We start from the raw sequence: 26,024 nt of genomic DNA on the forward strand, positions 1-26,024 counted from the left end.
TCCAGCACACAACCCCCGCACGCCCTCTGTCGGAGCACAGGGCGACGCGAGCATCATGGCGTGAGCTTCAGCAGGCCCAGTACGCGCGACGGCGAAGGGGCGAGCGATGGGGACGGACACCGCGCAGGCGGCGGCGCGACCCGTACCGCAGAAGCGGCGGCCGGGGCGGCTGGTCGTGGACTGGCTGACCACCACGGACCACAAGAAGATCGGCCACCTCTACCTGATCACGTCGTTCGCCTTCTTCCTGATCGGCGGCCTGATGGCGCTGGCCATGCGCGCCGAACTCGCCCGGCCAGGCCTGCAGATCATGGACAACAACCAGTTCAACCAGCTGTTCACCCTGCACGGCACGATCATGCTGCTGCTCTTCGCCACCCCGACCTTCGCCGGGTTCGCCAACGAGATCATGCCGCTGCAGATCGGCTCCCCCGACGTCGCGTTCCCGCGGCTGAACATGCTGTCGTACTGGTTCTTCCTCTTCGGCGCCCTGATCGTGCTCGGCTCGCTCGCGGTGCCCGACGGACCCGCCGCCTTCGGCTGGTTCGCCTACGCCCCGCTCAACAGCCTGGAGCGCTCGCCGGGCATCGGCGCCGACATGTGGATCATGGGGCTCGCGCTGGCCGGCTTCGGCACGATCCTCGGCGCGGTGAACTTCATTACGACCATCGTCGGGATGCGCGCCCCCGGCATGACGATGTTCCGGCTGCCGATCTTCACCTGGAACACCCTCTTCACCTCGATCCTCATCCTCTTCGCGTTCCCGGTGCTCGCGGCGGCGCTGCTGGTCCTGGAGGCGGACCGGCGGTTCGGATCGGTGGTGTTCGACGCGGCCAACGGCGGCGCGCTGCTGTGGCAGCACCTGTTCTGGTTCTTCGGGCATCCCGAGGTCTACATCATCGCGCTGCCGTTCTTCGGGATCATCACGGAGATCCTGCCGGTCTTCAGCCGCAAGCCGATCTTCGGCTATCTGACCCTCGTGGCCGCGACGATGGCGATCACGGGTCTCTCGATCGTCGTATGGGCGCACCACATGTTCGCCACCGGCGCGGTGTTGCTGCCGTACTTCTCCTTCATGTCGTTCCTGATCGCCGTTCCGACGGGTGTGAAGTTCTTCAACTGGACCGGCACGATGCTCAAGGGGTCCCTGTCCTTCGAGACACCCATGCTGTGGGCGACGGGCTTCCTGGTGACGTTCCTGTTCGGCGGCCTGACCGGGGTGATCCTGGCATCGCCGCCATTGGACTTCCACGTCACCGACTCGTACTTCGTGGTCGCCCACTTCCACTACGTCGTCTTCGGAACGGTCGTCTTCGCGACGTTCGGCGGCTTCTACTTCTGGTGGCCCAAGTTCACCGGCAAGATGCTCGACGAACGGCTCGGCAAGATCCAGTTCTGGACGCTGTTCGTCGGCTTCCAGACCACGTTCCTGGTGCAGCACTGGCTGGGCGCCGAGGGCATGCCCCGCCGGTACGCGGACTATCTGGCCGCCGACGGCTTCACGACACTCAACACCATCTCGACGATCGGCGCCTTCCTGCTGGGCTTCTCGACGCTGCCGTTCCTCTACAACGTCTGGAAGACCGCCAAGTACGGCACGAAGGTCGAGGTCGACGACCCGTGGGGCTTCGGCCGCTCCCTGGAGTGGGCCACCTCGTGTCCGCCGCCCCGGCACAACTTCGTCACGCTGCCCCGGATCCGCTCCGAGTCCCCGGCGTTCGACCTGCACCATCCGGAGTACGCGGCGCTGGAGCCGAAGCCCGCTCCAGCGCCCGGGACAGCCGGTCCCGCGCCGTCCTGACCGCCTCGGTGAACTCGGCGGGTTCGATGATCTCGAACTCGAAGCCCATCAGCATCACGTGAATGACCATCACGTCGAGGCTCGTGGCTCCGGTGCGCAGTACGCAGCTGTCCTTCCCCTCGGCCTCCAGCGTCCCGTCGGAAGGCGAGATCCGCTCGGCCGCCTCCTCCAAGGGCACGAACAGCCGGACGACCGCGTGTGAGGCGTACGCGCGCGTGGAGACGCCTTTGGAGACGTACGCCGCCAGGTCCTCGGCCGGTGGCGTACGGGGCTGGAAGCGCGGTCCGTGCGGCGGCTTGGGCGTGATGCGGTCCACCCGGAACGTACGCCAGTCGTCGCGGTCGACATCCCAGGCGACCAGGTACCAGCGGCGCTCGGTGCACACCAGGCGGTGCGGTTCGACGGTGCGGCGGGTGGCGGCACCCCCGTGGTCGCGGTACTCGAAGCGCAGCCGCTCAAAGTCGCGGCAGGCGTTGGCCAGCTCGGTGAGAACGCCCGGGTCGACGGCCGACGGCCGCGGGCCGCGCAGCATCGGCACGGTGAACGCGTTCAGGGCGCCCACGCGGCGGCGCAGCCGGTGCGGCAGCACCTGTTCGAGCTTGGCGAGGGCGCGTACGGAGGTCTCGCCGATGCCCTCGATGCCCTGCCCGGCAGCCGTGCGCAGCCCGACCGCCACGGCCACCGCCTCGTCGTCGTCCAGCAGCAACGGCGGCAACTCCGCACCCGCGCCCAGCTGGTAGCCACCGCCGGTGCCGGGGCTGGCGTTGACGGGATACCCCAGCTCGCGCAACCGGTCCACATCCCTGCGGACGGTCCTGGGCGTGACCCCGAGCCGGTCCGCCAGGTCGGCCCCGGACCATTCACGGTGGGCCTGCAACAGCGAGAGCAGCCGCAGCAGTCGTGCCGATGTCTCCAACATGGCCCAAAGTCTGCCAGCCATTGCGGACAGGGCTTGTCCGCAAGAGTCCGTGGGTGTGCGGGACATTGGGTGTTCGTTTGCCTGCGGGTGGGTGGGGGCTGGTCCAAAAGATTGCGCAGTTCCCCGCGCCCCTTTTAGGGGCGCGGGGAACTGCGCAATCTTTTAGGGGGGTCTGGGGGCGCAGCCCCCAGGGATGGGACGGGTAGGGGCGGCGGGGGCGAAAGAACCCACCGTCACGGCCGATACGACAGCTGTGGCACGTCGAAGCAGTTGGTGTTCATGTTGCCTTGCGAGACCCAGCCCCGGCCGTCCTGCCAGCGGGCCACCGACAGACAGGCCCGGCGGCTCTTCGGCGGCTCGGCCAGTCGCTCGTAGGGAACGGGAATCAGCAACCCGCCGGCGGCATACGGCTCGCCATGGTTCATGAAGCCGTCGACGCACGCCCGCGTGACCCCCGCGCGCCCACACGACTTGGCAGCGTCGGAGAACCACATCGCAGCCGCCCACCCCTCCAACTGCCACTGGGAGTGCTCCTTCAGCCCCTTGGTCCCGTCACGGAACTCCCGTACAGCCGCATCGGACGTGTCCTCGTAGTTACGACTGGCCCCGGTAGCCCACAGGACGTTCCGGCACCGCGGCGAGTCCTTGTAGTCGGTGGGAACGGTGGACGTCCAGTTCTGCACATTGGTCACCTTGGCGATGACCTTGGCACCGACGTCGTCCATGGCCTTGCACAGTTGCGCGTTCCCATGCGTGTCGATGGCATCGAACACAAGATCGGCACCCTGCTCCTTCAAGTCGGCCGCCGCGGCACGGAAGTTGGGCAGCGCGAAGTCGACCTGTTCGGTGACCACCTTGTAGCCCTCGGCCTTCAGCCCCTGGGTGACGAGCCGGGCGTAGGCGGCCGACGCGGACTGGTTGTAGGAGACGACGGCGGCGGTACGGGCGCCCTGCTCACGCTTGAAGTAGCGGTAGACCTCGGTACCGCCGTACAACTTCCCGCCCCAGCCCACCTCGCCGTCGCGGGGCGCGAGGCTGCCGTAGATCCCGTAGAGGTGCGGATACGTGTCGTACGCCGGACCGATGGGCTGCCCCCCGATGTCGGGCACGCGCGCGTGGGACACTCGGGAGGCGCCCGCGTAGTCGAGGGCGGTGGTGGCGACGAGGGCGACGACCTGGTCCTCGTCGACGAGTTTGTGCACGCACTCGTTGTTGCCGACCCCGCTGCCGCCGTCGTCACACAGCCGCAACTCGACCCGCCGCCCGTCGATCCCACCACGGGAGTTGAGCCGGTCGAAGTAGGCCTTCGCCCCGTCACGCGGCCCGGTGAACGTCGAACCGCCGATGGGACTGGTGGCGCTGGTGATGATGCCGACGCGGATCGGGGCGGTGCCTCCTTGTCCCGTGGGAGTGGAGCGGTTCTCGAAGTCGCTCTCGGGGAGGCGGCTGCCGCAGGCCGTGCCGAGAAGGAGCAGCACGGCCAGGGCGGCCGACTCAACAGCCGGGGCCGGGCGACTCATTGCCGCTCAGCTGGACCAGCGCGCAGAGCGTCTTGACGGAGACCTTCCAGGTGCCGCCCTGCTCGACGGCCGTCCCGGAGGCGCCCGGCAGGGCGGTCGCGCCCTTGAGGGTCAGCGAGTAGGTGACGTTCGCGTCGGTCGGCGAGGTGAACTCGACCTTCTCGACCTTCGCCTGCACCTGCTGGCCGCGCTTGTCGCCGTTGAAGCCCTGGAGGACCTTCGTCATCTGGTCGCCGTTCTCCAGGACGGCCTGCTTGTCCTTCTGGGAGACGGCCGGGTCGAAGAACTTCTCCCAGTTCTGCTTGACCTCCTTCTCGGCCGCCGCCGGATCGGACGGTGCCGTGGGGCTGGGCTCGGCGCTGCTGGACTGCCGCACGGAGGGCGTGGGCGGAGGGGCGCTGCTGCCGCCTCCGCTGTCGTCGCTGCACGCCGTGAGGGCGGCGAGGACGAGCACCGCCACCGCTGCCACGCCCCGGCTGTTGCCCCGCCTGAGGTCGCTCCCGAGAACCATCTGGCTCACCACCGGGTGTCGGTCCGGGCCAAGTGCGCCCGGAGCTTTCAGGGTCAGCTTCCAGAGGGCATAGTGCAAGCCATTGGCTGACATGGACAGTCAATGGACAAACACACGACGTGTGGGAGCCCCGGATGCGGACAGCTCGACTGCGGACTGTGCACCCCGTCCTGTGGGCCGGCTGGGCCGCGCTCGCCGCGGGAGCGGTGTTGTGCGTCATCGGCTGGTACGGGATATCCGGCGAGCGCTACGCAGAGCGCCAACTGCCGTACCTCGCCTCCTGCACGGTCCCCGGAGCCGCGCTGATCATCGCGGGCGCGGTCCTGCTCACGCACGGCCGGAACGCCCTGGCGGCGGCACGCGTCGAGGAGTTGTACAGGCTGTTGGTGGCGGCCGAGCCCGCCGACGCCGACGAGTCCGGGCAGATGGCGGCCGCGCCCCTGGCCACCAGCGGCGAGCTGCTGATGGTGCCCGGCGGCACGCTGTGGCACCGCGCGGACTGCCCGCTGGTCGCCGGGAAGCCGCAGGCCGTACCGGTGGACTCGCGGGTCATGATGATCGGGGACCTGGGGCCGTGCCCGATCTGTGAACCGTCCGCCGACAACAGACCGTCAGCCTCCTACAAACCGTCAGCCGCCAGCAACCCGTGCGCCACCGATGGACCGTCCGCGACCGATGAATCATCCGCCGCCGATCCGGGTGACTGATGTCGTCGCTGACGTACGACCTCACCCTCGCCGGTCTCTCGGTGGGCAGCGCCGCCGCGCTCACCGGGATCGGACTGATCGTCACCCACCGGGCGACCGGCGTGCTCAACTTCGCGCACGGCGCGATCGCGATGGTGTGCGTGTATCTGCTGCGCCAGTTCACGGTCGAGTGGGGCTGGCCGCTCCCGCTCGGCGCCGCGGTGACGCTGCTGCTGGTGGCTCCGGCGATCGGCATGGCCCTGGAACGCTTCGTCTTCCGCCCGCTGTCCGTCCTGGGCAGTGACCCGGCGCAGACCCTCGTCGCGTCCATCGGCGTCTTCGTGCTGCTGGTCGGCGGGGCCGCGCTGGTGTGGGGCACGGGGGCGCGCGCGGACGCGCCGACACTGGTGTCGGCGGATCCGTGGGGGCAGCTGGCGGTGGCCGTCGCGCTGGCCGTCGGTGTGGGGGCCGTGACGCACTGGACCCGTTTCGGCACGGAGCTGCGAGCCGTCGTCGACGACCGCTCGCTGGCGGTGCTGGGTGGCATCGACGCGGACCGGGTGGCCGCGGCGGGCTGGGCCTTCGGCTCGTTCACGGCGGGCCTCACTGGCGTGCTCCTCGCCCCTTACGTGCGCCTCGACCCGTACGGCATGCCACTGCTCGTCATGGAGGTGATGGCGGTGGCGGTGGCCGCCCGGATGCGCAGCCTCCCGGTCGCCGTCGTGGTGGCCCTCGGCATCGGGGTCGCGCAGAGCCAGCTGACGCGGCTGCACCCCTCGGGCTGGGCGGAACCGCTGCTCCAGGCGGTCGGCGCGAACCTGTTCGTGGTCGCGCTGCTGATCGCGGCGCTCGTCCTGCCCGGCATCGGCACCCGCGACGCGCTCCCGCGCACGGCAACGGCCCGTATGGCGACGCCACCGGGGGCCTGGATCGTGGCGGTCGTCCTGTTCCTGCTGCCCTTGGGGTTCGCGGGCTCCGACCTGCATACGTCGGTGCAGGTGCCCGCGCTCGGTGTCGTCCTTCTGTCCCTGGTCGTCGTGACGGGCCGCGGCGGCCAGATCTCGCTCGGGCAGGCGGCGTACGCGGGTCTGGGTGCCCTCTTCACGGCCCTGCTGGCGGCGGGCCGCTTCCCCGGCCTGCCGCGCCTGCCCGAACTGGCAGCGCTCGCGGTGGCCGTGCTCCTGGTCGCCCCGCTCGGTGTCCTGACCGGCTGGCCTGCCATCAGCCGCCACGGCCTGGCCCTCGCGCTGGCCACCTTCGCGGTCGGCGTGGGCGTCAGCCGCTTCGTCTTCGCCCAGCCGTACGCCACATCGGGGCTGGCCCTCGACCGCCCGACGGGCTTCGACGGGGACCGCGCGTACTACGTACTCGAACTCGCCCTCCTCGCCGCCGCGTTGCTGGCCGCGAACGCCCTGCGCCGAGGCCGTACCGGCCGGTCCCTGGCCGCGATGCGCGACCACGAGCCGGGCGCCTCGGCGGCGGGCGTCCGCGTCCCGGCCCTGAAACTCACCGCGTTCGTCGCGGGCGCCGCCCTGGCCGCGCTCGGCGGCGGCATGCTCGGCATGGGGCTGCGCGCCTTCGACGCCACGGCGTACGACCCCGTGCGCGGGCTGCTCTGGTTCGCGGCCGTCGTCGTCCTCGGCGCCGACAGCGTCCTCGGCGCGCTGGCCGCCGCCGCCCTCCTCGTGGGCCTCGATGCGGGCGCGCGCGGCGGGGTGGCGGCGGCCCTGATCGGCGTACTGGCCGTCCTCGTCGGCCGCTTCCCCGGAGGCCCGTACGAAGCACTCCGTACGGCGGCCTCCCGACTGCGACTGCGCCGCCGGGCGGCACTGACCCCGTTGGGGGCACGCGTACGACGGCGACTGCGACCGGCGGAGCCAAGAAGTACGCCGAGCCGCACCGTTCCCGCCCAGCGGTCGGGCGAGCCGCCGAGCCGACCGGACGACACCGCGCCACCAGGCCGCACCACGCCCCGCCCCTCAGGCCCCCGGCTGGAGTCCACCACCCCCCAGTCCCTGAGCGCCCGCCAACTCCATGTCACCTACGGCGGCTTCACCGCCCTCGACGGAGTCTCCCTCGACATCCGGCCCGGACGCGTGACCGCCGTCGTGGGACCCAACGGCGCCGGGAAGAGCACCCTCTTCCACTGTCTCGCCGGGACGCTGCGTCCTTCGCGCGGGAAGGTGCTGCTTGGGGGGCACGACATCACCCGGACGGCCGCGCACGCACGGACCCGGTCGGGTGTCGCGCGGACCTTTCAGCAGCTGGCGGTTTTCCCCTCGTTGACCGTGGCCGAAAATGTCCAAGTGGGCGCCGAGCAGGGACGGATCGCCGATCCGGGGGCCGTGGAGCGGGCGTTGCGGCTGCTCGGGCTCGACGGGCCGGTGCGGGCGCTGCCCGCGGCGGGGCTGCCGACCGGGACCCTCCGGCGGGTCGAGCTGGCGCGGGCGCTCGCCGGGAGTCCACGGGTGCTGCTGCTCGACGAACCGGCGGCCGGACTCGACACCGCCGAAGTGACCGCGCTGACCCGCGTGTTGCGGGCCCTCGCCGCGGACGGCATGGCTCTCCTCGTCGTGGAGCACGACCTCGACCTGGTCGCCGACCTGGCCCATACGGTCCATGTCATGGCGGCGGGGCGGATCGTCACCTCCGGTCCCGCCGACCGCGTACTGGAGACGAGGTCCGGCGGATGAGCATCGCCCTGCGCCACGCGCGCGTGCGCTACGGCCCCCTGGAGGCCCTGCACGGCGTGACCCTCGTCGCCCCGGGCCCCGGCCTCACCGTGCTGCTGGGCCGCAACGGCTCCGGCCGTACGACCGCGCTGCGCGCCCTCGCGGGAACCGTGCCGCTGTCCGGCGGCGCCGTCGTCTGGGACGGCGCCGACGTGACCCGCATGCCCGCGTACGAACGCGCCCGGCGCGGACTGTGCCTCGTCCCGGAGCGCAGGGCCGTCTTCGGCTCGCTCACGGTCCGCGAGAACCTGGAGCTCGCCGCGGCCGGCTTCGCCGCCGCCCTCGACGCCTACCCGCAGCTGGAACCTCTCCTCCCCCGCCGCGCCGGCACCCTCTCCGGCGGCGAACAGCGCATGCTCGCCCTCTCCCGCGCCCTGCTGGCACGCGCGCGCGTGGTGCTCGTCGACGAGCCCGCGCAGGGCATGTCGCCGACGGTCGCGGCACGGACGTACGAGCTGCTCGGCGGCCTCGACGCATGCGTGGTGGTCGCGGAACAGCGGCTGCCGCCCGGCCTGCGCGAGAGGTCCGGGCGGACGACGTACGTCCATGAACTGCGCCGCGGCGCGGTCGTGTTCAGCGGAGAGGCGGCCGAGGTCGCCCGGGCGACGACGGGAGCGACGGGGCCAGGGGCGGGCCGAACAGGACGAGGTCCGAGTGGCGGGCGCCGGCCGAACCCTTCGGGATGACGAGCAGTGTGCCCACGTTCAGCCTGTCCGGGCGGCTGCCGATGATCTGCTTGTTGGCCTCGTACAGCGCCTGCCAGCCGCCCTTGACCTGATACTTGCGGGAGATCGAGTAGAGCGTCTCGCCGGCCTTCACCACATGCATACGGCCCTGCAGTTTGTACCTCTTGGAACAGACGGGCCAGGCCTCCCATCCCTGGGCGGCCAGCACCTCCTCGGCGACCGCGATCTGCTCCTCGCGCGTTGCGAGATCGGCGCGCGGGGCGTACCCGAGCCCGCCGAACTCCTCCCAGGTGGGCTGCCAGAACTGGAGCCCTCCGTAGAAGCCGTTCCCGGTGTTCGCGTCCCAGCGGCCGCTGCTCTCGCACTCGGCGATGCAGGCCCAGGGCCACTGGTCCTTCGCGCAGTCGTACGGCACCCGTACCGACTGGGGGCCGGGGAGCGGGGGCGGGGGCGCGGCGGTGGCCGCCCCCGGTGGAACGAGGACGGCCAGGACGGCGGCGACCACGGCCGCGTACCGAACGCGCTTGATCGACGGGGTCGGCATGGTCCGTGTGATCCGCGTGGTCCGCATGAGGTACATCGGTCCACGCTATGCAGCGCGCCCCGCCCGCCCGTTGAGCCGCGCCCGGGGCGGCCATGGCCCCACCCGGTCGGAGGACCGGGCGGGGCCCCGTGCCAGGACGGGGGGAGCGGGACTCAGAGGTCGAGCCGCTGCCCGGGCACGATCAGGTCGGGATCACCGCCGATGACGGCCCGGTTGGCGGCGTAGATCTTCCGCCAGGTGGTCCCGTGCCGCGCTGCGATACCGCTCAGCGTGTCGCCGCCGCGGACGGTGTAGTCGCCGCGGGAGGCGTCACGGTTGGTGTGGCCCGACGGTCGTGCCGGCGCCTTCGGCGGCTTCGACTTCGACGGGGCCGACTTGGGCGTCGACTTCGTGACGGCCGTTCCTCCGGCCGTCGCGGCGCCCGAGGACGCGGGCGCGTTTCCGTACGCTCCGGCGCGCGCCGAACAGGTGGGCCACGCGCCCCATCCCTGTGCGCGCTGGACCTTGGTGGCGACGGCGATCTGCGCGGCCCTGGAGGCCTTGTCGGCGGTCGACGCGTAGGAGGTGCCGCCGTACGCGCGCCAGGTGCCGGCGGAGAACTGGAGTCCTCCGTAGTAGCCGTTGCCGGTGTTGATGTGCCAGTTCCCGCCGCTCTCGCACTTCGCGATGCGGTCCCACACTCCACTGTCGGCCGCGGCGGCGTCGCCGGTCGCGGCGAGCAGTCCGAGCGGGGCGAGCAGTGCCGCCCCGGCGAGGACCGCCGTCGTACGAGCCTTGGTCGTCGTACGAGCCTTATGCGTGTTCTGAGTGTTCTCGGCACATGCGGACATGTAGTTCCCTCTCGGAACACCCGGGGTCCCCCAAGGCGGGGCGCGCTTCCCTGCGTGTAGGACGCGGTCGTCGCGCTCCGCCCCGTCCGCCGGAGGCTGTGCTGCGAGCTGGCTTGGTTCGGCCGGCGGACGTACCCGAGCGGTGCTCGTTGCACACGGTCGAGGAATCTAGGGACCTTGTCGCCCCGATATCAACCAACTCCTTGTCATTCGAGGCCAGTTCGCCGTTACCGCGAGTATCGTCGATTTTCGGCCACCCACTTCATTGGGTGATTTCCGGATTTGTCGACCTGTCACCCTGGTGATCTGTGACTCACCTCACCGACTCAACTTCCTTGGAATTCCTAGAAGTTGACTTGGAGTGACAGATTCCGCAGGTTGCCTCACCCTGCGCGTCGGATGGTTCGATTCCGTTCGCTCCCGGGCGTGACTCCGGCCACAGATCGCCCGTTGTCATCTTCATGAGCCGGGGACCCCCGGTTCATGGGCCGGGAGCCACCCGGCCTCACCCCGCACCGCATCCCGAGGAGCCACCGTGCCGCGCATGCTCGACGTCAGCGACGACGTACGCGCCGAGATCGGCAACGAAGAAGCCGACCGCCTGCTCGCCGGAGAGAACGCCCCGGGCAGTTACGACTGCACGTCCTGCCGCACCCCGGGCGACTCGGAACAGGAGCGCACCAGCACCGTCCTGTTCATCGGCGACGAGACCGCCGTCCTCGCCTTCGCCCACGCCACCTGTCTGCCCTCACAGGTCGTGCAGGTCACCGAGGAGCAACTGCAGGGCGCCGTCCGCTCGATCAACCCCGACGGCGGCGTACCCGCCCAGGCCGCGCCCGAACAGGCCGTGCTCGGCGTCACCAGCGGACTCGTCCTGATCAGCGGCGAGTTGCACCCGGCGCTCGTCGTCGAGCCGACCGGGCCGATCGTGCGCCCCGGCTCGACCGACATCGGCGACGACTTCCTGCCCCTCCTCATCGAGCAGGGCTTCATGCCGGTGACCGAGCTGAGCTCGGTGCCGCCCGTGCTGCACGGCTGGTCCGTGCTGCTCGCCGCGGGACAGCTGCACGCCGTGCTCCAGCCGGGCACCGGGGGCGGCTCGCCCGTCGCCTGGTGGCAGGCGCACCAGGCGCTCCAGGTCGCCGAGAGCTGGCGGGCCGCCGCCAACAAGCATCAGCAGGTGCTGCTGTTCGCGGCGCCGGTCGGGTCGATCGGCCGCCAGCCCCGCGAGGACCTGCTGCGCGACGCGCTGGACAAGGCGGCGGCCAACGGGAAGCTGGTGGCCAGCGCGATGCCGCTCGCCGGCACGTGATCGCTCCGCTGGGTTGGGCGGGGAACTGCGGGTGCGTTGTCGGGTGCGGGTGAGTCGTGGCTGGTCGCGCAGTTCCTCGCGCCCCTGTCGGGGCACTGCGCGTGCGTTGTCGGCTGCAGGACGTCTGTGGCTGGTCGCGCAGTTCCCCGCGCCCCTTTAGGGCGCTGCGCGCTCCCGGTGACCTGCGAAAGCGTTCTGCTGGCCGCATCCGTTGGGCGGCGGGGTCGTTGGCACGTACGTGCACACCTATGACGTCCCCCGCCGCCGGCCCTTCCAGCCGGTCCCTCCCGCCAGCTCTCCACTCCGTTCGAGCAGGGAAGTACCCACGTCGCGGCCGGCTCAGGATCCTCCGGGCGGCCCGTCGGCCACGCCGATCTACGACGCGCTCTATGCCGAGTGGGTCAGATCCTTCAGGGCCCTGCCCGGCGACCGGCACGGCGAAGAGGATCTGGGCTTCACGGCGTTCGGGAGCCTGCCGCACGGGACGAGTTCCTTCGGCTCGTACAACTCGTTCAACTCGTACAGCGCGGGTGCGCACTCCGCCCGCCAGAGCGCCGCGCAGCAGGGGCACACCGCGACGACGACCGCCGTCTGGCAGCCGAGCGGGCGGCAGCACAGCACGGGAATGCACCACATCCCGGCCGCGCTGCCGCCCGCACCGCGCAGGGGACTCTGAAACAAGAAACAACAACGGGTAAGGGGCGGCTCCCCCAGGAGCCGCCCCTTACCCGTTGCCGCTACTGCCTACTTCTTCTTGGCGCCGCGCTTCTCGCGCACCCGCACCGAGATGTGGATCGGCGTGCCCTCGAAGCTGAACTCCTCACGCAGCCGGCGCTCGATGAAGCGGCGGTAGCCGTGCTCGATGAAGCCGGAGGCGAAGAGGACGAAGCGCGGGGGCTTGGTGCCCGCCTGCGTACCGAAGAGGATGCGGGGCTGCTTGCCGCCGCGGACCGGGTGCGGGTGGGCGGCGACCAGCTCGCCGAGGAACGCGTTCAGCCGGCCGGTCGGGACGCGGGTCTCCCAGCCGTCCAAGGCCGCCTCGATCGCCGGGACGAGCTTCTCCATGTGCCGGCCGGTGCGCGCCGAGACATTGACGCGGGGCGCCCACGCCACCTGGAGGAGCTCGGTCTCGATCTCCCGCTCCAGGTAGTAGCGGCGCTCCTCGTCGAGGGTGTCCCACTTGTTGAAGGCGAGGACGATCGCGCGGCCCGCCTCGACGGCCATCGTGACGATGCGCTGGTCCTGGACCGAGATGTTCTCGGAGGCGTCGATCAGGATGACCGCGACCTCCGCCTTCTCGACGGCGGCGGCGGTACGCAGCGAGGCGTAGTAGTCGGCGCCCTGCTGGAGGTGGACGCGCTTGCGGATGCCCGCCGTGTCGACGAACTTCCAGGTGATCCCGCCGAGTTCGATGAGCTCGTCGACCGGGTCACGGGTGGTGCCCGCGATCTCGTTGACGACCACACGCTCCTCGTTGGCCACCTTGTTCAGCAGCGAGGACTTGCCGACGTTCGGGCGACCGATGAGGGCGATACGGCGGGGGCCGCCCACCGCGGTGCCGAAGGTCTGCGCCGGGGCCTCGGGCAGCGCCTCCAGGACGGCGTCCAGCATGTCTCCGGTGCCACGGCCGTGCAGCGCGGAGACGGGGTGCGGCTCGCCGAGACCGAGGGACCAGAGGTACGAGGCGTCGGCCTCGCCGCTCGGGCCGTCGACCTTGTTGGCGCACAGGACGACGGGCTTGCCGGCCTTGCGCAGGAGCCGTACGACCGCCTCGTCGGTGTCGGTCGCGCCGACCTTGGCGTCCACGACGAAGACGACCGCGTCGGCCGCCTCGATCGCGTACTCGGCCTGCGCGGCCACGGACGCGTCGATGCCGAGGACGTCCTGCTCCCAGCCGCCGGTGTCGACGAGCTTGAAGCGGCGGCCCGCCCACTCGGCCTCGTAGGTGACGCGGTCACGGGTGACGCCGGGCTTGTCCTCGACGACGGCCTCGCGGCGGCCGATGATGCGGTTCACCAGGGTCGACTTGCCGACGTTCGGACGGCCGACGACGGCGAGGACGGGCAGCGGGCCGTGGCCCGCCTCCTCGATCGCGCCCTCGACGTCCTCGATGTCGAAGCCCTCTTCCGCGGCGAGCTCCATGAACTCCGCGTACTCGGCATCGCCAAGCGCCCCGTGCTCGTGCTCGGCCGGGCCGGCCGAGCCGTCGGGCTGGATGTGGTCGTTCATGAAGTCCGTACCTCGTCGTTTTCGTGGTGATCGGTGGACCGCCCGTATATCGGGTGATCCACTACACAAGTGTCGCCTAGTGCCCGGCGGGGCGCCCGGCGTTTTCCGGGCGTCCGGTCAGACGCCTGGCGTGGTCCAGGTGGGCGCTCAGCTGCTTCTGGATGCGGACGGTCGCCTCGTCCAGCGCCTTGCGCGTACGCCGTCCGCTGCCGTCGCCCGCCTCGAAGGGGTCGCCGAAGACGACGTCGACCCGGCTGCGCAGCGGGGGCAGCCCCTTTATCAACCGGCTGCTCTTCTCGGAACTTCCCATGACCGCCACCGGGACGATCGGGGCCCCGCTGCGTACGGCGAAGTAGGCGAGCCCGGCACGCAGTGAGGCGAAGTCGCCCTCGCCCCGGGTGCCCTCCGGGAAGATCCCGAGGACGCCGCCGCCCGACAGGACACCGAGCGCCTGGGTGATCGCCGTACGGTCGGTGGTCTCGCGGTCCACCTTCACCTGGCCGATGCCGAGCAGGAAGGGGTCGAGTGGGCCGATGAACGCTTCCTTCTTGATCAGGAAGTGCGTGGGCCGGGGCGCCACGCCCATGACCATCGGACCGTCGATGGCGTGCGAGTGGTTCACGGCCAGGATCGCCGGGCCGGTCGCGGGGACCTTCCAGGCGCCGAGCACGCGCGGCTTCCACAGCCCGTACATCAGGCCGACGCCGATGCGGCGCCCGACCTCGGCGCCCCGCTCCGAGGGTGCGGTCACTTGGCGGCCCGCTTCTCCTCGACGAGGGTGACGACGCACTCGATGACCTGCTGGAGCGTGAGGTCGGAGGTGTCCACCTCGACCGCGTCGTCCGCCTTGGCGAGGGGGGAGGTCTTGCGGCTGGAGTCGGCCGCGTCGCGCTTGAGCAGGGCCTCGCGGGTGGTGTGTATGTCCGCGCCCTTCAGCTCACCGCTGCGGCGGGCGGCGCGGGCCTCCGGAGAGGCGGTGAGGAAGACCTTCAGGTCGGCGTCCGGCAGCACGGTGGTGCCGATGTCGCGCCCCTCGACGACGATCCCGTTCTCCGTGGACGCGGCGAGCGAGCGCTGCAGCTCCGTGATCCGGGCGCGCACCTCGGGCACCGCGCTGACCGCACTCACCTTGGAGGTGACCTCCTGCGTGCGGATCGGGCCCGCGACGTCGGTCCCGTCGACCGTGATGGTCGGCTCGGCCGGGTCGGTCCCGGAGATGATCTCCGGCTTGCCGGCCACGGCGGCGATCGCGGTCGGGTCCGTGATGTCGATGCCGTTGCTGACCATCCACCACGTGATCGCCCGGTACTGGGCCCCCGTGTCCAGGTAGCTCAGCCCGAGCTGCGCGGCGACGGCCTTCGAGGTGCTCGACTTGCCCGTGCCGGAGGGGCCGTCGATGGCGACAATCACAGCCGGGGCGGTCCGGGCGGCGCCGTTTTCCACGGTGGGAACACCTTCCTGGTGCGGGGTGGAGGTCTGTACGGGACACGATGGCGCCCCGCACAAGGTTACTGGCTCCCTGGACCCCGTATTACTGGCCCTTCCCGGGCCCCACGGCAAGGGCCCGCCGCCGCGGCCGGCGAGCGGCCCTCTGCCGCAGTCGGCCAGTGGTCTACTGCCGCAGTGCCCAGCCCCGCTCCCGCAGCGCCGCGCTCAGCACCGGCACCGTCTTCGGTTCCACCATCAGCTGGACCAGGCCGGCCTGCTGGCCGGTCGCGTGCTCGATGCGTACGTCCTCGATGTTGACCCCGGCCACCCCCGCGTCGGCGAAGATGCGGGCCAGCTGGCCCGGCTGGTCGTCGATGAGGACGGCCACGACCTCGTACGCCCGCGGAGCGGAACCGTGCTTGCCGGGGACGCGGACCTGGCCGGCGTTGCCGCGCCGCAGGACGTCCTCGATGCCGCCGGCGCCCACGCGGCGCTTGGCCTCGTCGGAGGACTGGAGGGCGCGCAGGGCCTGCACCGTCTCGTCGAGGTCGGCGGAGACGTCCGCGAGGAGGTCGGCGACCGGCCCCGGGTTCGCGGAGAGGATGTCGATCCACATCCGGGGGTCGGAGGCCGCGATGCGGGTCACGTCACGGATGCCCTGGCCACAGAGTCGTACCGCCGCCTCCTCCGCGTGCTCCAGGCGCGCGGCGACCATGCTGGACACCAGGTGCGGCATGTGCGAGACGAGCGCGACGGCCCGGTCATGGGCGTCCGCGTCCATGACGACGGGCACGGCACGGCAGTGCGACACCAGCTCCAGGGCGAGGTTCAGGACCTCGGTGTCCGTGTCACGGGTGGGGGTGAGCACCCAGGGACGGCCCTCGAAGAGGTCGCCGGTCGCGGCCAGCGGGCCGGACTTCTCGCGGCCCGACATGGGGTGCGAGCCGATGTACGAGGAGAGGTCGAGGCCGAGCGCCTCCAGCTCGCGGCGCGGACCGCCCTTGACGCTGGCGACATCGAGGTAGCCGCGGGCGACCCCGCGCCGCATGGCGTCGGCGAGCGTCGCGGCCACGTGCGCGGGCGGCGCCGCCACGATCGCGAGGTCGACGGGCCCCTCGGGCGCCTCGTCCGTGCCGGCGCCGAGCGCGGCGGCCGTACGGGCCTGCTCCGGGTCGTGGTCGGCGAGGTGGACGACGACACCGCGCGCGGCCAGCGCGAGGGCCGCCGACGTACCGATCAGGCCGGTTCCGATGACGAGTGCGGTCCTCACTGGGCGATGTCCTTGCGGAGTGCGCCCGCGGCACCCAGGTAGACGTGCACGATGTCGGCGCGCGGCTTGTCCGACTCGATGTGCGCGAGGACCCGTACGACACGGGGCATCGCACCCTCGATGTCCAGCTCCTGCGCGCAGATCAGCGGTACGTCGACGATGCCGAGCTTGCGGGCCGCGGCCGCCGGGAAATCGCTGTGCAGATCGGGCGTCGCCGTGAACCAGATGCTGATCAGGTCGTCCGTGGTGAGCGCGTTCCGCTCCAGGATGGCGGTGAGCAGCTCGCTGACCTGCTCGTCCATGTGCCCGGCCTCGTCCCGCTCCAGTTGGACGGCGCCCCGGACCGCTCGTACCGCCACGGTGATACTCCTCGCTGATCTACGTACTCGTCTTGTCACACCAGCGTAGTCAGCCCGCAAAGCGCGGGTGCGCGGCGCCCGCCTGACGAGACGGCCGCCGCGCACCGGGCACGGCTCAGAGCGACTGCTGCTTGATGAGGTCCTCCAGCGAGGTACCGGCCTGCGGGAGCTGGCCGGCCGGCGTCAGCTTGTCGACCGCCTGGGGCAGGCTCTGCGCGATCTGGTCCGCGGCCTCCTGGGGGCTGACGCCGGCCTGGTCGGCGACCTTCTGGAGCGTCTCGCCGGGCAGCGCCTGGGTGATCTGGTCGCCGCTCACGGGCTTGTTCTCGCCGGTGCCGACCCATGACTGCGCCTGGTCCACCAGGCCGGACTTGGTGAGCATCTCCAGCAGCCCGCCCAGAGGGTTGCCGCCGTTGCCGCTCGAACCGCCACCGCCCAGGGCGCCGAGCAGCGCGCCCAGGATGTTGCCCGCGCCGGCACCGCCCGAGGTACTGCCCTGGCCGCCTCCGCCGAGGAGACTGCCCAGCAAGCTGCCGAGATCGTTACCCGCCATGGTCACGCCTTTCGAGAGTGCGGCCGGGGGTAGGTGACCGCCCGGCCTCAGACCCTGTCAATGTCACTCGAATTGCCCTATCCCGCCACTTGTAGTGAGAACACACCCGTGCGCCTCTGGACGCGGGGGCGCGGGTCCGCTCTCATGGCAGGAGACTCGCCTCGGGGGAGGCCCGCATGAAGCGTCCAGGACCCCTTCTCACCCTTCTCGCGGGGCTGCTGCTCGGCGTGTTCATGTTGTCGCTCAACGCGACGACAGGGACGAAGAGCGCGTCGTCGTACCGGGAGGAGTCGCCCAGCCCCAAGGCGTCGGCGAGCCCGGCGCCCAGTTCGTCGCCCACGACGGCCGCCCCGTCCCCCAGCCCTTCGAAGAGCGCGATTCCCAACGCCGACTACGCGGGCCGTACCGACGACGACTCCTCGGCGGTCGCGGTCTCCCTGCGCGACGGCAAGGCGATCGCGTACTTCTGCGACGGGCGGGACAAGGAGTCGTGGCTGAAGGGCGACGTCAAGGACGACGGCACCATGAAGCTCACCGGCAAGAACGGCGCCGAGCTGAACGGCACGCTCAAGGACGGCAAGAGCATCCGCGGCACCGTCGACCTGGGCGGGCAGCGCTATGGCTTCACCGCCGACAAGGCGGTCAGGCCGTCCGGGCTGTACCGGGCGACGGCCACCGTGCGGGGCGCGAAGATCGACGGCGGCTGGATCGTGCTGCCCGGCGGCAAACAGGTCGGCATCCTCGACCGCGACGGCAAGCCCTCGGCGGCACCCGAGATCGACCCGGAGACCGGTGCCGTGACGATCGACGGCCAGACCCTGACCGCACGCCCCGTCACTCCCTGACGCCGCATGCCTCACCGCCGGGCCCGCACCCCGACCCGGCCTCCTCGTCCGACCCCCTCCTCCGCAGGGAGCCGATCATGACCGTGGACCCGAACGCCGCCACCCAGGGCTTCCCGTCTCCCCAGCCCGCCCACCGCCGCCCCGGCGCGGCCCGCTATCTCGTCCCGGCCCTGGTCGCCGCGGCGGTCGCGGTCGGGCTCGGCGCGTACGGCAAGGTGCACGACCCGACGGGGACCGCCTTCAACCTCGCCGGCTTCAGCAGCACGGGCGCCGTGAAGTCATGGCTGGCGACGACGGCGTTCTTCTTCGCGCTCGTCCAGCTCGTCTCGGCGTTCATGGTGTACGGGAAGCTGCCGGGGCCCAGCTGGGCGCCGGTGCTGCACCGCTGGTCGGGGCGGATCGCGTTCCTGGTGGCGGTACCGGTCGCGGTGCACTGTCTGTACGCGTTGGGCTATCAGACGTACGAACCGCGCGTTTTGTGGCACTCGGTCCTAGGTTGCTTCTTCTTCGGCGCTTTCAGTGCCAAGATGCTGCTGCTCCGCTCGGAGCGACTTCCCGGCTGGCTGCTGCCGATCGTCGGCGGTCTCGTCTTCGCCGTCCTGACGGCCATCTGGCTGACGTCCGCCCTCTGGTTCTTCCGTACGTTCGGAGTGACGACATGACCAACCGTTCGACGCGACGCACGGTTCTTCTCGCGACAGGGACTTCCGCGCTGCTCGCGGGGTGCAGCAACTACGGCGACAGCAACGACTCGTCGACATCGTCGCCGTCCGCGGCGGCCGCCCCCAGCGGTCAGGAGCTGGCCGCGACGAGCGACATCCCGGTCGGCGGGGGCAAGATCTTCAAGGAACAGAAGGTCGTGGTCACCCAGCCGACGAAGGACGAGTTCAAGGCCTTCTCGGCGATCTGCACACACCTGGGCTGCACGGTGACCTCCGTCTCGGGCGGCACCATCAACTGCCCCTGCCACGGCAGCAAGTACAGCATCGAGAACGCGGCGGTGGAGGCGGGTCCGGCGCCGCGTCCGCTGCCCGCGGCGAAGATCACGGTGGACGGAAATTCGATCCGCCTGGCGTGAGGCGGCACGTACGCTCCGGGACATGCATTCCGAGTCCCCGGGGCCCCTGGTGTCCCCGACGCCCATAGTGTCCACGGTGTCCCTGGTGCGCGACCACACGATCTACTCCTGCGTGATGGGGTCGCGCGCCTTCGGGCTGGCCACGGATGACAGCGACACGGACCGTCGGGGCGTGTTCCTCGCCCCGACGCCGCTCTTCTGGCGCTTCGAGAAGCCGCCGACGCATGTCGAGGGTCCGGCGGAGGAGCAGTTCAGCTGGGAGCTGGAGCGCTTCTGCGCCCTCGCGCTGCGCGCCAACCCGAACATCCTGGAGTGCCTGCACTCCCCTCTCGTCGAGTACGCCGACGACACGGGCCGCGAACTCCTCGCCCTCCGCGAGGCGTTCCTCTCCCGCCAGGCGCACGACACGTTCGCCCGCTATGCGCTGGGCCAGCACAAGAAGCTGGAAGCGGACGTACGCCGGCACGGCGCGCCCCGCTGGAAGCACGCCATGCACCTCCTGCGCCTCCTGCTGAGCTCCCGCGACCTGCTGCGCACCGGCGCCCTGACGATCGACGTCGGCGACCAGCGCGAGCCGCTGCTCGCGGTGAAGCGGGGCGAAATCCCCTGGCCGGAGTTCGAGACCCGGATGTCCCGCCTGGCGGCGGAGGCGGACGAGGCGGCTTCGAAAAGCCCCCTGCCACCCGAGCCCGACCAGGCCCGCGTCGAGGACTTCCTGATCCGCGTGCGCCGGGCCTCAGCCCTCCAGACCGCCCCGGAAGCCCTCCAGGCGGACCCTGACGACGAACGCGTGCAGGGCGTCGTACGCGGAGGGGGCGTCCGGCAGCGCTGAGGCGTCCTGCGCCTCGTCCAGCAGGGTGTGCAGCCGCTCCACGTCGTCCTGCACGCGCGCGTGGGCGACGTCCGCGGCCCCGTGCTCCTGCTCGGCCTTCGCGGCGATCAGGTCGGGCAGATACGCGGGAGCGTCGATCTGCCTGAGCAGCGTGGGCAGATCGGCCTGCACCTCGCCGCTGCGCATCAGGTGAATGCCCGTGAGCAGCACACGGAACGTGTAGAGCAGCGGCTTGAGTTCGCCGGTCTTCTCGAAGAGCCGCCACTGCGTCGTCGCGAACCCCCGGTAGTGGTGGGCGTGGTGGCTGGTGAGGACACCGGGGGCGAGGCCGGCCAGCTCGCGGTGCTCGTCGGTGGTGTGCACGACGAGCGGCGACAGCAGCTGCTCCAGCACATAGCCGTTGCGCCGAAGCATCAGCCGTACGAACTTGCGCAGGTCGTGGGTGACGAGGTCCATCTCGACGCCGTCCCGGTCCCACATCCGCGACCGGGTCTCCTCGGGCTCGCGCAGCCCGACCAGTTCGGCCGTCGGCAACAGGTGGACGCCCCGCAGGTCGACGTCGGAGTCACGCGAGGGGAAGCCGTAGAGGTGCGCCCCGGAGACGGTGGCGAACAGCACCGGGTCGGGCTGTTCGGCCACCACGGCCGCGAGGTCGATGTCCAGGACGTCGTCAGTCATCCCTCAAGCGTCCCAGAGCGCCCCCAGCGACATGAGATCGCCCTGGTACTCGATGCGGTCGGCCCACTCCGTCGGCCAGGCGTCCGAGCCGTGGTGGGCGCCCGCGAAGGCGCCGGTCAGGCAGGCGATCGAGTCGGAGTCGCCGGAGGTGCAGGCGGCCCGGCGCAGCGCGGTGAGGGGTTCGTCGACGAAGAGCAGGAAGCAGAGGAGGCCGGTGGCGAGCGCCTCCTCCGCGATCCAGCCCCCGCCGGTGGCGAGACAGGGGTCGGTCTCGGGCGAGACGGTGCGCACGGCGTGCCGGAGGTCGTCCAGCGCGGTCAGGCACTCGTCCCAGCCGTGCGCGATATAGCTCTCGGCCGTGGGGTGTTCGCTGAAGGTCCACAGGTCGCCGAGCCAGCGCGCGTGGTACCGGTGGCGGTTCTCGTACGCGTACGACCGCAGCATCCCGACGAGTCCCATCGGTTCGGCGCCCTGACTGAGGAGCCAGATCGCGTGCGCGGTGAGGTCGGAGGCGGCGAGCGCCGTGGGGTGTCCATGGGTGAGCGCGGCCTGGAACTGCGCGGCGCCCGCCCGCTGTTCGTCGCTCAGCCCTCGTACGAGCCCGACGGGTGCCACACGCATGTTGGCGCCGCAGCCCTTGGAGCCGATCTGGCTGGCCTCCTGCCAGCGGCGCTGCTCGTTCTTGAGGAGGTTGCAGGCGACCAGGCAGGTGCGGCCGGGCGCGCGGTTGTTGTCGGGCGACTGGTACCAGTCCACGAACTCCTCGCGCACCGGCCGTTCCATCCGCAGCGGGCCGAGCAGGCCGCGGTCCATGGCCGTGCGCAGCCCCCGCGCCAGCGCCAGCGTCATCTGGGTGTCGTCGGTGACCGTGGCGGGCTTGGGCAGCCGCATCTGCCGCCAGGGCCCGCACTTGGCGAGGATCGCCGGCACGGAGTTGAACTCGGTGGGGAACCCGAGCGCGTCGCCCAGCGCGAGTCCGAGCAGAGAGCCGGTGGCGGCGCGCTTGGCGAGCGTCGTGGTGGTCATGAGGGCCGTCCTTCCGAGGTGGGACGCAGCAGGGGTGGGTACAGGGCCTTGGCGCCGCCCGCCCGGTAGAGCGCGGCGGGTTTGCCGCGGCCTCCGGTGAGGCGCGCGGCACCGGGGACCTGTTCGACGAAGCCCGGCGTGGCGAGGACCTTGCGCCGGAAGTTGGGCCGGTCGAGGGCGGTGCCCCACACGGTCTCGTAGACCTGCTGCAGCTCTCCGAGGGTGAACTCGGGCGGACAGAAGGACGTGGCGAGACAGGTGTACTCGAGCTTGGCGCCGACGCGTTCGTGGGCGTCGGCGAGGATCCGGTCGTGGTCGAAGGCGAGCGGACCGAGAGCGTTGTACCGCAGCCACTGGGCCTGTGCCGCGTCACCGCCGCCGCGCGGCTCGGGAGGGTCCGGGAGCAGCGCGGCGTACGCGACGGAGACGACCCGCATCCTGGGGTCGCGCTCGGGTTCCGTATACGTCCGCAGCTGTTCCAGGTGGAGTCCGGAGGTGTCCGACAGGCCTGTCTCCTCGGCGAGTTCGCGCCGGGCCGCGGTCTCCGCGGACTCGTCCGGCAGCACGAAACCGCCGGGCAGTGCCCAGCGGCCCGCGTACGGCTCCTGCCCGCGCTCGACGAGCAGCACCTGGAGCGCGCCCGCCCGGACCGTGAGGACGGCCAGGTCGACGGTGACGGCGAAGGGCTCGAACGCGTACTTGTCGTAGCCCTCGGGTGCGTTGCCCCCGGGTGCGCGGCCTTCCCGTGCGAGCACGCCCACCCACCCCCTATTAATAGTCAGATCGACTAATAGTCATTACGACTATAAAGAGGTGAGCGGGCGTCTACAAGCCCCTGTGAGCGGGTATTTGACGGTCTTCGAGCACCGAGGAGCGAGAATTGTCGGCCTCTGAGGCCGGGGCGACAGAAGGTGTCAACTTCCAGGCCGACAGGGTCTAGGCCCGGACGCGGGAAACCTCCTGCTGCTGAGCCGGGGCGTACGACGCGTCCGGCTTCCGGGCCTCAGCGCGCGACGGCGCGAACGCCGCCACCAGTGCGCCCACCGCCGCCGCCCCCGCCGAGACCCACAGCGCGGGCCCGCAGCCGTCGACGAAGCTCGCGGCCGAGCCGTAGCCCCCGTACCGCGTGAACACGGCCGCGGCGACCGCGACTCCGAAGACCCCGCCCAGCTCGCGCAGCGCGTTGTTGACGCCGGCCGCGACTCCCGCGTCGCCCGGCGGCACCGACGAGGTCACGGCGTTCGCGACCGTGGGGAAGACCATCGAGATGCCGATGCCGGCGACGATCAGCGGCAGGACCAGACTCCCGTAACTGACACCCGGCTCGATCTGCCGGGCCAGCAGCCCGAGTCCGACCGCCTGGAGGACCAGGCCGCCCAGCATGAAGGGCCGGTTCCCGAACCGGTCGGCGAGCGCGCCCGCGACCGGCGCGACGGCCAGCGGCATGCCGGTCCACACGAGGATCCGGACGCCCGCCTCCAACGGGGAGTTGCCCAGGCCGAGTTGGAAGAGCTGCGAGATCATGAACAGGGAGCCGAGCAGCGACATGAACATCAGGAAGACCGCGCCGTTGGCGGTGGAGAAGCCGCGCCTCCTGAAGTACGCGAGGGGCAGCATCGGGTAGCGCGCCCGCGACCGCTCCCAGCCGAGGAAGGCCGCCACGAAGACGATGCCGACAGCCAGCGCGCCCAGCACTTCGGCGCTCCCCCAGCCCGCCTCCGGCGCCCGCACCGGCGCCCAGGCGAGACCGGTCAGACCCACGGCCGCGAGGACAAGTCCCACGACGTCGAGCTGGGGACGGGGACCGTGGCTCTCCCGGAGCTTGAGGGCCGCCAGCGGCAGCATCGCGAGCCCCGTCGGCACGTTCAGCCAGAAGATCCACTGCCAGGACAGGCCCTCGGTGACGGCGCCGCCGAGCACCGGCCCGGCGGCCACACCGAGCCCGGTCACCCCGCCCCACAGGCCGATCGCGACGCCCCGCTTCTCGGCCGGGAACGCCTCGCTGATCAGGGTCAGCGTGAGCGGCAGCAGGACGGCCGCGCCGGCGCCCTGGACCACCCGCGCGGCGATGAGCTGCCCCGGACCGCCCGCGAGCGCCGCCAGCGCCGACGCCAGCGTGAAGACGGCGAGCCCGACGACGTACATGCGGCGCCGCCCGAAGCGGTCGCCGAGCGCGGCGCCGGTCAGGGTGAGGCAGGCGAAGACCAAGTTGTACGCGTTGATCGTCCACTCCAGGTCGGACAGGCTCGCCCCGAAGTCGGCCTGCAGGGCGGGCAGCGCGGTGGAGACGACGACCACGTCGAGGGAGCAGAGCAGCGCCCCGAGTCCGGCCAGTACGACGGTCCACGCGCGGCGTGGCGGCGCGGCACCGGCGACTGGTTCACGGCCCGGGGCACGCAGGGTGTCAGCCATGACAGTTCCTTTCGTGAGGTCAAGGGATCACTCACGGAAGGCAGACCGGGCCGGGTCCGAAAAGGAATCGCGACGCCCCAGGAAGGCGAGGAGCCGGTCGCCGGGCCGCGCGCACGCGGGCACGTCGAAGGGCGCCGCGAAGCGCACGCCCCGGTCGGCGTCCGCGACGACACAGCGCGCCACGGGGAGCAGTTCGGCGGCGAGCGCGGCCGGGATCGGACCCGGCCTCCCGCAGGCCTGTGCCACGTCCCACCCGTGCACGGCGATCTCCACGGCCCCGACGGCGGTCATCACCCTGACGTCCAGCGGCTTGTCGCCGATCACGACGGAGTCCACGGGACCCGCGGCCCAGGCACCGAGCACCGCACACGCCCGCCCGCGGAAGCCGCAGGCGGGATCGGAATCCCCCGTCGGGACGAGACCGATCCGCCCTCCGGTCAGCCCCTCGTACAGCGCGTCGAGCGAGTCGTTGAGGTGGTCGAGCAGCGCCCCCAGGTCCCACTGGGCACACGGTGTGGCCCGCTCCAGGCTCCCCGGCCGCACGCTCGTGACGCGTCCCAGGGTGTACGCGAGCGAGCGTTCCAACAGCTCACCGGAGTTCACGAGAGCACCTGGGGCAGACCGAAGCGCCCGAACAACTCCGGATCGAGGAAGGCGGTGATCCGCGCGATGCGCACCTCATGCACGCCGGGCGTGTGCGAGGAGTGCACGCCGCGTACGCCGAGCGCGTGTGGGGCGTTCGCGAGATGCGCGCGCGGGGCGTGCACGTCGTGCGCGCGCGGGGCGTGCAGGAGGCGCACATGGAGCACCTGAAGCGAGTGCGCCCGGTGCACGCCGTCCGCGCCCCGCTCGTACGCCCCCACCGCGCGCTGCCCGTTGGCCCGCGTGGGCACCATCCGCACGCGCCCCGGTTCGCCGACGCGCGCCCCCAGGAAGCGCAGCACGTCCTTCGTGCCGGTGAACCACTCCAAGTAGGGAGGCATCTCCAGCTCGACACCGTCCTGGAGGAGCCCCAGCAGCGCGTCCATGTCGGCGTGTTCGAAGGCCGCCATGTAGCGGTCGAGCAGCTCGCGGTCCTCGGGGCCGTCCGGCTCGGTCACCAGGTCCTCGTCGGGCGCCACCTCGTCGAGCCGGGCACGCGCGCGCTGGAGGGTGCTTTTGACGGCCGCCGTGGAGGTGCCGAGCAGGGCGGCGACCTCGGGCGCCCGCCAGGCCAGCACGTCGCGCAGGATGAGCACGGCCCGCTGCCGGGCCGGCAGATTCTGAAGCGCGGCGACGAGCGCGAGCCGCAGGCTGCCCCGCGCCGCCACGACGGTCGCCGGGTCGACGAGCGCGTCGGGCAGCGGCTGCAGCCACGGGACGTCCGTCGCACGGGCCCTCAGAGGCTCCTCAGGCGCGTCTGAGGGCTCCCCGAGCCCCGAGGGCAGCGGACGCCGCACCCGGCCCTCCAGAGCCGTCAGACACGTATTCGTGGCGATCCGGTGCAGCCAGGTCCGCAAGGACGCCCGGCCCTCGTAGCCGTCGTACGACCGCCAGGCCCGCAGATACGTCTCCTGGACCAGGTCCTCGGCGTCGTCGACCGACCCGAGCATGCGGTAGCAGTGGGCGAGCAGCTCCCGCCGGTACGGATCGGTCAGCCGTACGAATTCGTCGCGGTCCGTCGTCGCAGCCATCCCCGCTCCCTTCGTTCGCCGGCACAGACCGGCGGATCGTTCACCGGTACAGACCGGCGGAGCGGCGAAAACGAATCGGCCGGCCCCGGAGAAGTTCCGG

The 26,024-nt window shown here is 71.5% G+C and carries 26 protein-coding genes and 1 pseudogene; 10 read left to right on the forward strand and 17 right to left on the reverse strand.

The features are described from left to right. Positions 1 to 106 precede the first annotated feature (106 nt). Entirely contained in the window at positions 107 to 1,801 is a 1,695-nt protein-coding gene (ctaD, locus tag OG975_RS10425) for a cytochrome c oxidase subunit I (RefSeq protein WP_406328855.1), read from the forward strand. Here the strand turns inward: ctaD and OG975_RS10430 are convergent. From OG975_RS10430 to OG975_RS10440, 3 genes are all read right to left on the reverse strand, one after another. Beyond that, entirely contained in the window at positions 1,683 to 2,720 is a 1,038-nt protein-coding gene (locus tag OG975_RS10430) for a helix-turn-helix transcriptional regulator (RefSeq protein WP_406328856.1), read from the reverse strand. The two genes, ctaD and OG975_RS10430, sit on opposite strands and share 119 nt — an antisense overlap. A 233-nt stretch (positions 2,721 to 2,953) precedes the next feature. Beyond that, complete coding sequence (locus tag OG975_RS10435; RefSeq protein ID WP_406328857.1) at positions 2,954 to 4,240, reverse strand: ABC transporter substrate-binding protein; 1,287 nt, start codon at positions 4,238 to 4,240, stop codon at positions 2,954 to 2,956. Next, entirely contained in the window at positions 4,215 to 4,751 is a 537-nt protein-coding gene (locus tag OG975_RS10440; protein ID WP_406328858.1) for a hypothetical protein, read from the reverse strand. Before OG975_RS10440 ends, OG975_RS10435 begins: the two co-directional genes overlap by 26 nt. 134 nt (positions 4,752 to 4,885) lie before the next feature. Here OG975_RS10440 and OG975_RS10445 point away from each other — a divergent pair. The 3 genes and pseudogenes from OG975_RS10445 to OG975_RS10455 all read left to right on the forward strand — a co-directional run. Further along, positions 4,886 to 5,347, forward strand: a pseudogene (locus tag OG975_RS10445) (hypothetical protein); the annotation flags it as partial. Positions 5,348 to 5,457: 110 nt separating this feature from the next. After that, a complete protein-coding gene (locus OG975_RS10450) occupies positions 5,458 to 8,130 on the forward strand; it encodes an ABC transporter permease subunit (RefSeq protein ID WP_406328859.1) in 2,673 nt (890 codons plus the stop codon). Continuing rightward, positions 8,127 to 8,855 (forward strand): ATP-binding cassette domain-containing protein, encoded by a 729-nt coding sequence (locus OG975_RS10455; RefSeq protein WP_406328860.1) that lies wholly within the window; start codon positions 8,127 to 8,129, stop codon positions 8,853 to 8,855. The genes OG975_RS10450 and OG975_RS10455 overlap by 4 nt, the downstream gene beginning before the upstream one ends. On the opposite strand, the gene OG975_RS10460 is transcribed toward OG975_RS10455, so the two are convergent. Beyond that, positions 8,743 to 9,399, reverse strand: coding sequence for a transglycosylase family protein (locus OG975_RS10460; protein ID WP_406336230.1), 657 nt, complete (start codon positions 9,397 to 9,399; stop codon positions 8,743 to 8,745). The genes OG975_RS10455 and OG975_RS10460 overlap by 113 nt on opposite strands. Before the next feature lie 152 nt (positions 9,400 to 9,551). Then, positions 9,552 to 10,229 carry a transglycosylase family protein gene (locus tag OG975_RS10465; protein WP_406328861.1) on the reverse strand — a complete coding sequence of 226 codons (678 nt, stop codon included), beginning with the start codon at positions 10,227 to 10,229 and terminating at the stop codon, positions 9,552 to 9,554. A gap of 535 nt (positions 10,230 to 10,764) precedes the next feature. On the opposite strand from OG975_RS10465, the gene OG975_RS10470 reads away from it, so the two are divergent. Both OG975_RS10470 and OG975_RS10475 read left to right on the forward strand, forming a co-directional pair. Next, positions 10,765 to 11,541 (forward strand): hypothetical protein, encoded by a 777-nt coding sequence (locus OG975_RS10470; protein ID WP_381256901.1) that lies wholly within the window; start codon positions 10,765 to 10,767, stop codon positions 11,539 to 11,541. Positions 11,542 to 11,779: 238 nt separating this feature from the next. Further along, positions 11,780 to 12,217 (forward strand): hypothetical protein, encoded by a 438-nt coding sequence (locus OG975_RS10475; RefSeq protein ID WP_406328862.1) that lies wholly within the window; start codon positions 11,780 to 11,782, stop codon positions 12,215 to 12,217. A gap of 68 nt (positions 12,218 to 12,285) precedes the next feature. On the opposite strand, the gene der is transcribed toward OG975_RS10475, so the two are convergent. The 6 genes from der to OG975_RS10505 all read right to left on the reverse strand — a co-directional run bounded on the left by der (position 12,286) and on the right by OG975_RS10505 (position 17,380). Continuing rightward, the gene (gene der / locus OG975_RS10480) at positions 12,286 to 13,770 is read right to left on the reverse strand and encodes a ribosome biogenesis GTPase Der (protein ID WP_327427632.1); all 1,485 of its coding nucleotides are present in this window, start codon (positions 13,768 to 13,770) and stop codon (positions 12,286 to 12,288) included. Between the two features lie 76 nt (positions 13,771 to 13,846). After that, positions 13,847 to 14,560 carry a lysophospholipid acyltransferase family protein gene (locus OG975_RS10485; protein WP_369257281.1) on the reverse strand — a complete coding sequence of 238 codons (714 nt, stop codon included), beginning with the start codon at positions 14,558 to 14,560 and terminating at the stop codon, positions 13,847 to 13,849. After that, a complete protein-coding gene (cmk, locus tag OG975_RS10490) occupies positions 14,518 to 15,213 on the reverse strand; it encodes a (d)CMP kinase (RefSeq protein ID WP_406328863.1) in 696 nt (231 codons plus the stop codon). The genes OG975_RS10485 and cmk overlap by 43 nt, the downstream gene beginning before the upstream one ends. Positions 15,214 to 15,382: 169 nt before the next feature. Further along, the gene (locus OG975_RS10495; RefSeq protein WP_406328864.1) at positions 15,383 to 16,468 is read right to left on the reverse strand and encodes a prephenate dehydrogenase; all 1,086 of its coding nucleotides are present in this window, start codon (positions 16,466 to 16,468) and stop codon (positions 15,383 to 15,385) included. Then, the gene (gene aroH / locus OG975_RS10500; protein WP_327427636.1) at positions 16,465 to 16,827 is read right to left on the reverse strand and encodes a chorismate mutase; all 363 of its coding nucleotides are present in this window, start codon (positions 16,825 to 16,827) and stop codon (positions 16,465 to 16,467) included. Before aroH ends, OG975_RS10495 begins: the two co-directional genes overlap by 4 nt. A 115-nt stretch (positions 16,828 to 16,942) precedes the next feature. After that, the gene (locus OG975_RS10505) at positions 16,943 to 17,380 is read right to left on the reverse strand and encodes a YidB family protein (protein ID WP_406328865.1); all 438 of its coding nucleotides are present in this window, start codon (positions 17,378 to 17,380) and stop codon (positions 16,943 to 16,945) included. A 176-nt stretch (positions 17,381 to 17,556) separates the two neighbouring features. On the opposite strand from OG975_RS10505, the gene OG975_RS10510 reads away from it, so the two are divergent. The 4 genes from OG975_RS10510 (at position 17,557) to OG975_RS10525 (ending at position 20,135) form a co-directional block, all read left to right on the forward strand. Then, on the forward strand, positions 17,557 to 18,225 hold the full coding sequence (locus tag OG975_RS10510) for a hypothetical protein (protein WP_406328866.1): 669 nt from the start codon (positions 17,557 to 17,559) through the stop codon (positions 18,223 to 18,225). Between the two features lie 77 nt (positions 18,226 to 18,302). After that, on the forward strand, positions 18,303 to 18,887 hold the full coding sequence (locus tag OG975_RS10515) for a DUF6529 family protein (protein ID WP_406328867.1): 585 nt from the start codon (positions 18,303 to 18,305) through the stop codon (positions 18,885 to 18,887). Then, a complete protein-coding gene (locus OG975_RS10520) occupies positions 18,884 to 19,303 on the forward strand; it encodes a Rieske (2Fe-2S) protein (RefSeq protein WP_406328868.1) in 420 nt (139 codons plus the stop codon). The genes OG975_RS10515 and OG975_RS10520 overlap by 4 nt, the downstream gene beginning before the upstream one ends. Positions 19,304 to 19,325: 22 nt before the next feature. After that, positions 19,326 to 20,135, forward strand: coding sequence for a DNA polymerase beta superfamily protein (locus tag OG975_RS10525; RefSeq protein WP_406328869.1), 810 nt, complete (start codon positions 19,326 to 19,328; stop codon positions 20,133 to 20,135). Here the strand turns inward: OG975_RS10525 and OG975_RS10530 are convergent. From OG975_RS10530 to OG975_RS10555, 6 genes are all read right to left on the reverse strand, one after another. Continuing rightward, complete coding sequence (locus OG975_RS10530) at positions 20,040 to 20,813, reverse strand: DNA polymerase beta superfamily protein (RefSeq protein ID WP_406328870.1); 774 nt, start codon at positions 20,811 to 20,813, stop codon at positions 20,040 to 20,042. The two genes, OG975_RS10525 and OG975_RS10530, sit on opposite strands and share 96 nt — an antisense overlap. A gap of 3 nt (positions 20,814 to 20,816) precedes the next feature. Then, positions 20,817 to 21,839, reverse strand: a complete 1,023-nt coding sequence (locus tag OG975_RS10535; protein WP_406328871.1) for an ADP-ribosylglycohydrolase family protein — start codon at positions 21,837 to 21,839, stop codon at positions 20,817 to 20,819. Continuing rightward, positions 21,836 to 22,594 carry an NUDIX hydrolase gene (locus OG975_RS10540; protein WP_406328872.1) on the reverse strand — a complete coding sequence of 253 codons (759 nt, stop codon included), beginning with the start codon at positions 22,592 to 22,594 and terminating at the stop codon, positions 21,836 to 21,838. The genes OG975_RS10535 and OG975_RS10540 overlap by 4 nt, the downstream gene beginning before the upstream one ends. 181 nt (positions 22,595 to 22,775) lie before the next feature. Further along, on the reverse strand, positions 22,776 to 24,251 hold the full coding sequence (locus OG975_RS10545; protein ID WP_406328873.1) for a DHA2 family efflux MFS transporter permease subunit: 1,476 nt from the start codon (positions 24,249 to 24,251) through the stop codon (positions 22,776 to 22,778). 27 nt (positions 24,252 to 24,278) lie between these two features. Next, positions 24,279 to 24,854 (reverse strand): TIGR03086 family metal-binding protein, encoded by a 576-nt coding sequence (locus OG975_RS10550; protein WP_406328874.1) that lies wholly within the window; start codon positions 24,852 to 24,854, stop codon positions 24,279 to 24,281. Further along, positions 24,851 to 25,924, reverse strand: a complete 1,074-nt coding sequence (locus OG975_RS10555) for a sigma-70 family RNA polymerase sigma factor (protein ID WP_406328875.1) — start codon at positions 25,922 to 25,924, stop codon at positions 24,851 to 24,853. The genes OG975_RS10550 and OG975_RS10555 overlap by 4 nt, the downstream gene beginning before the upstream one ends. Positions 25,925 to 26,024: the final 100 nt, after the last annotated feature.

The sequence above is a fragment of the Streptomyces sp. NBC_00203 genome (assembly GCF_045206325.1).
GTDB lineage: Bacteria > Actinomycetota > Actinomycetes > Streptomycetales > Streptomycetaceae > Streptomyces > Streptomyces lutosisoli.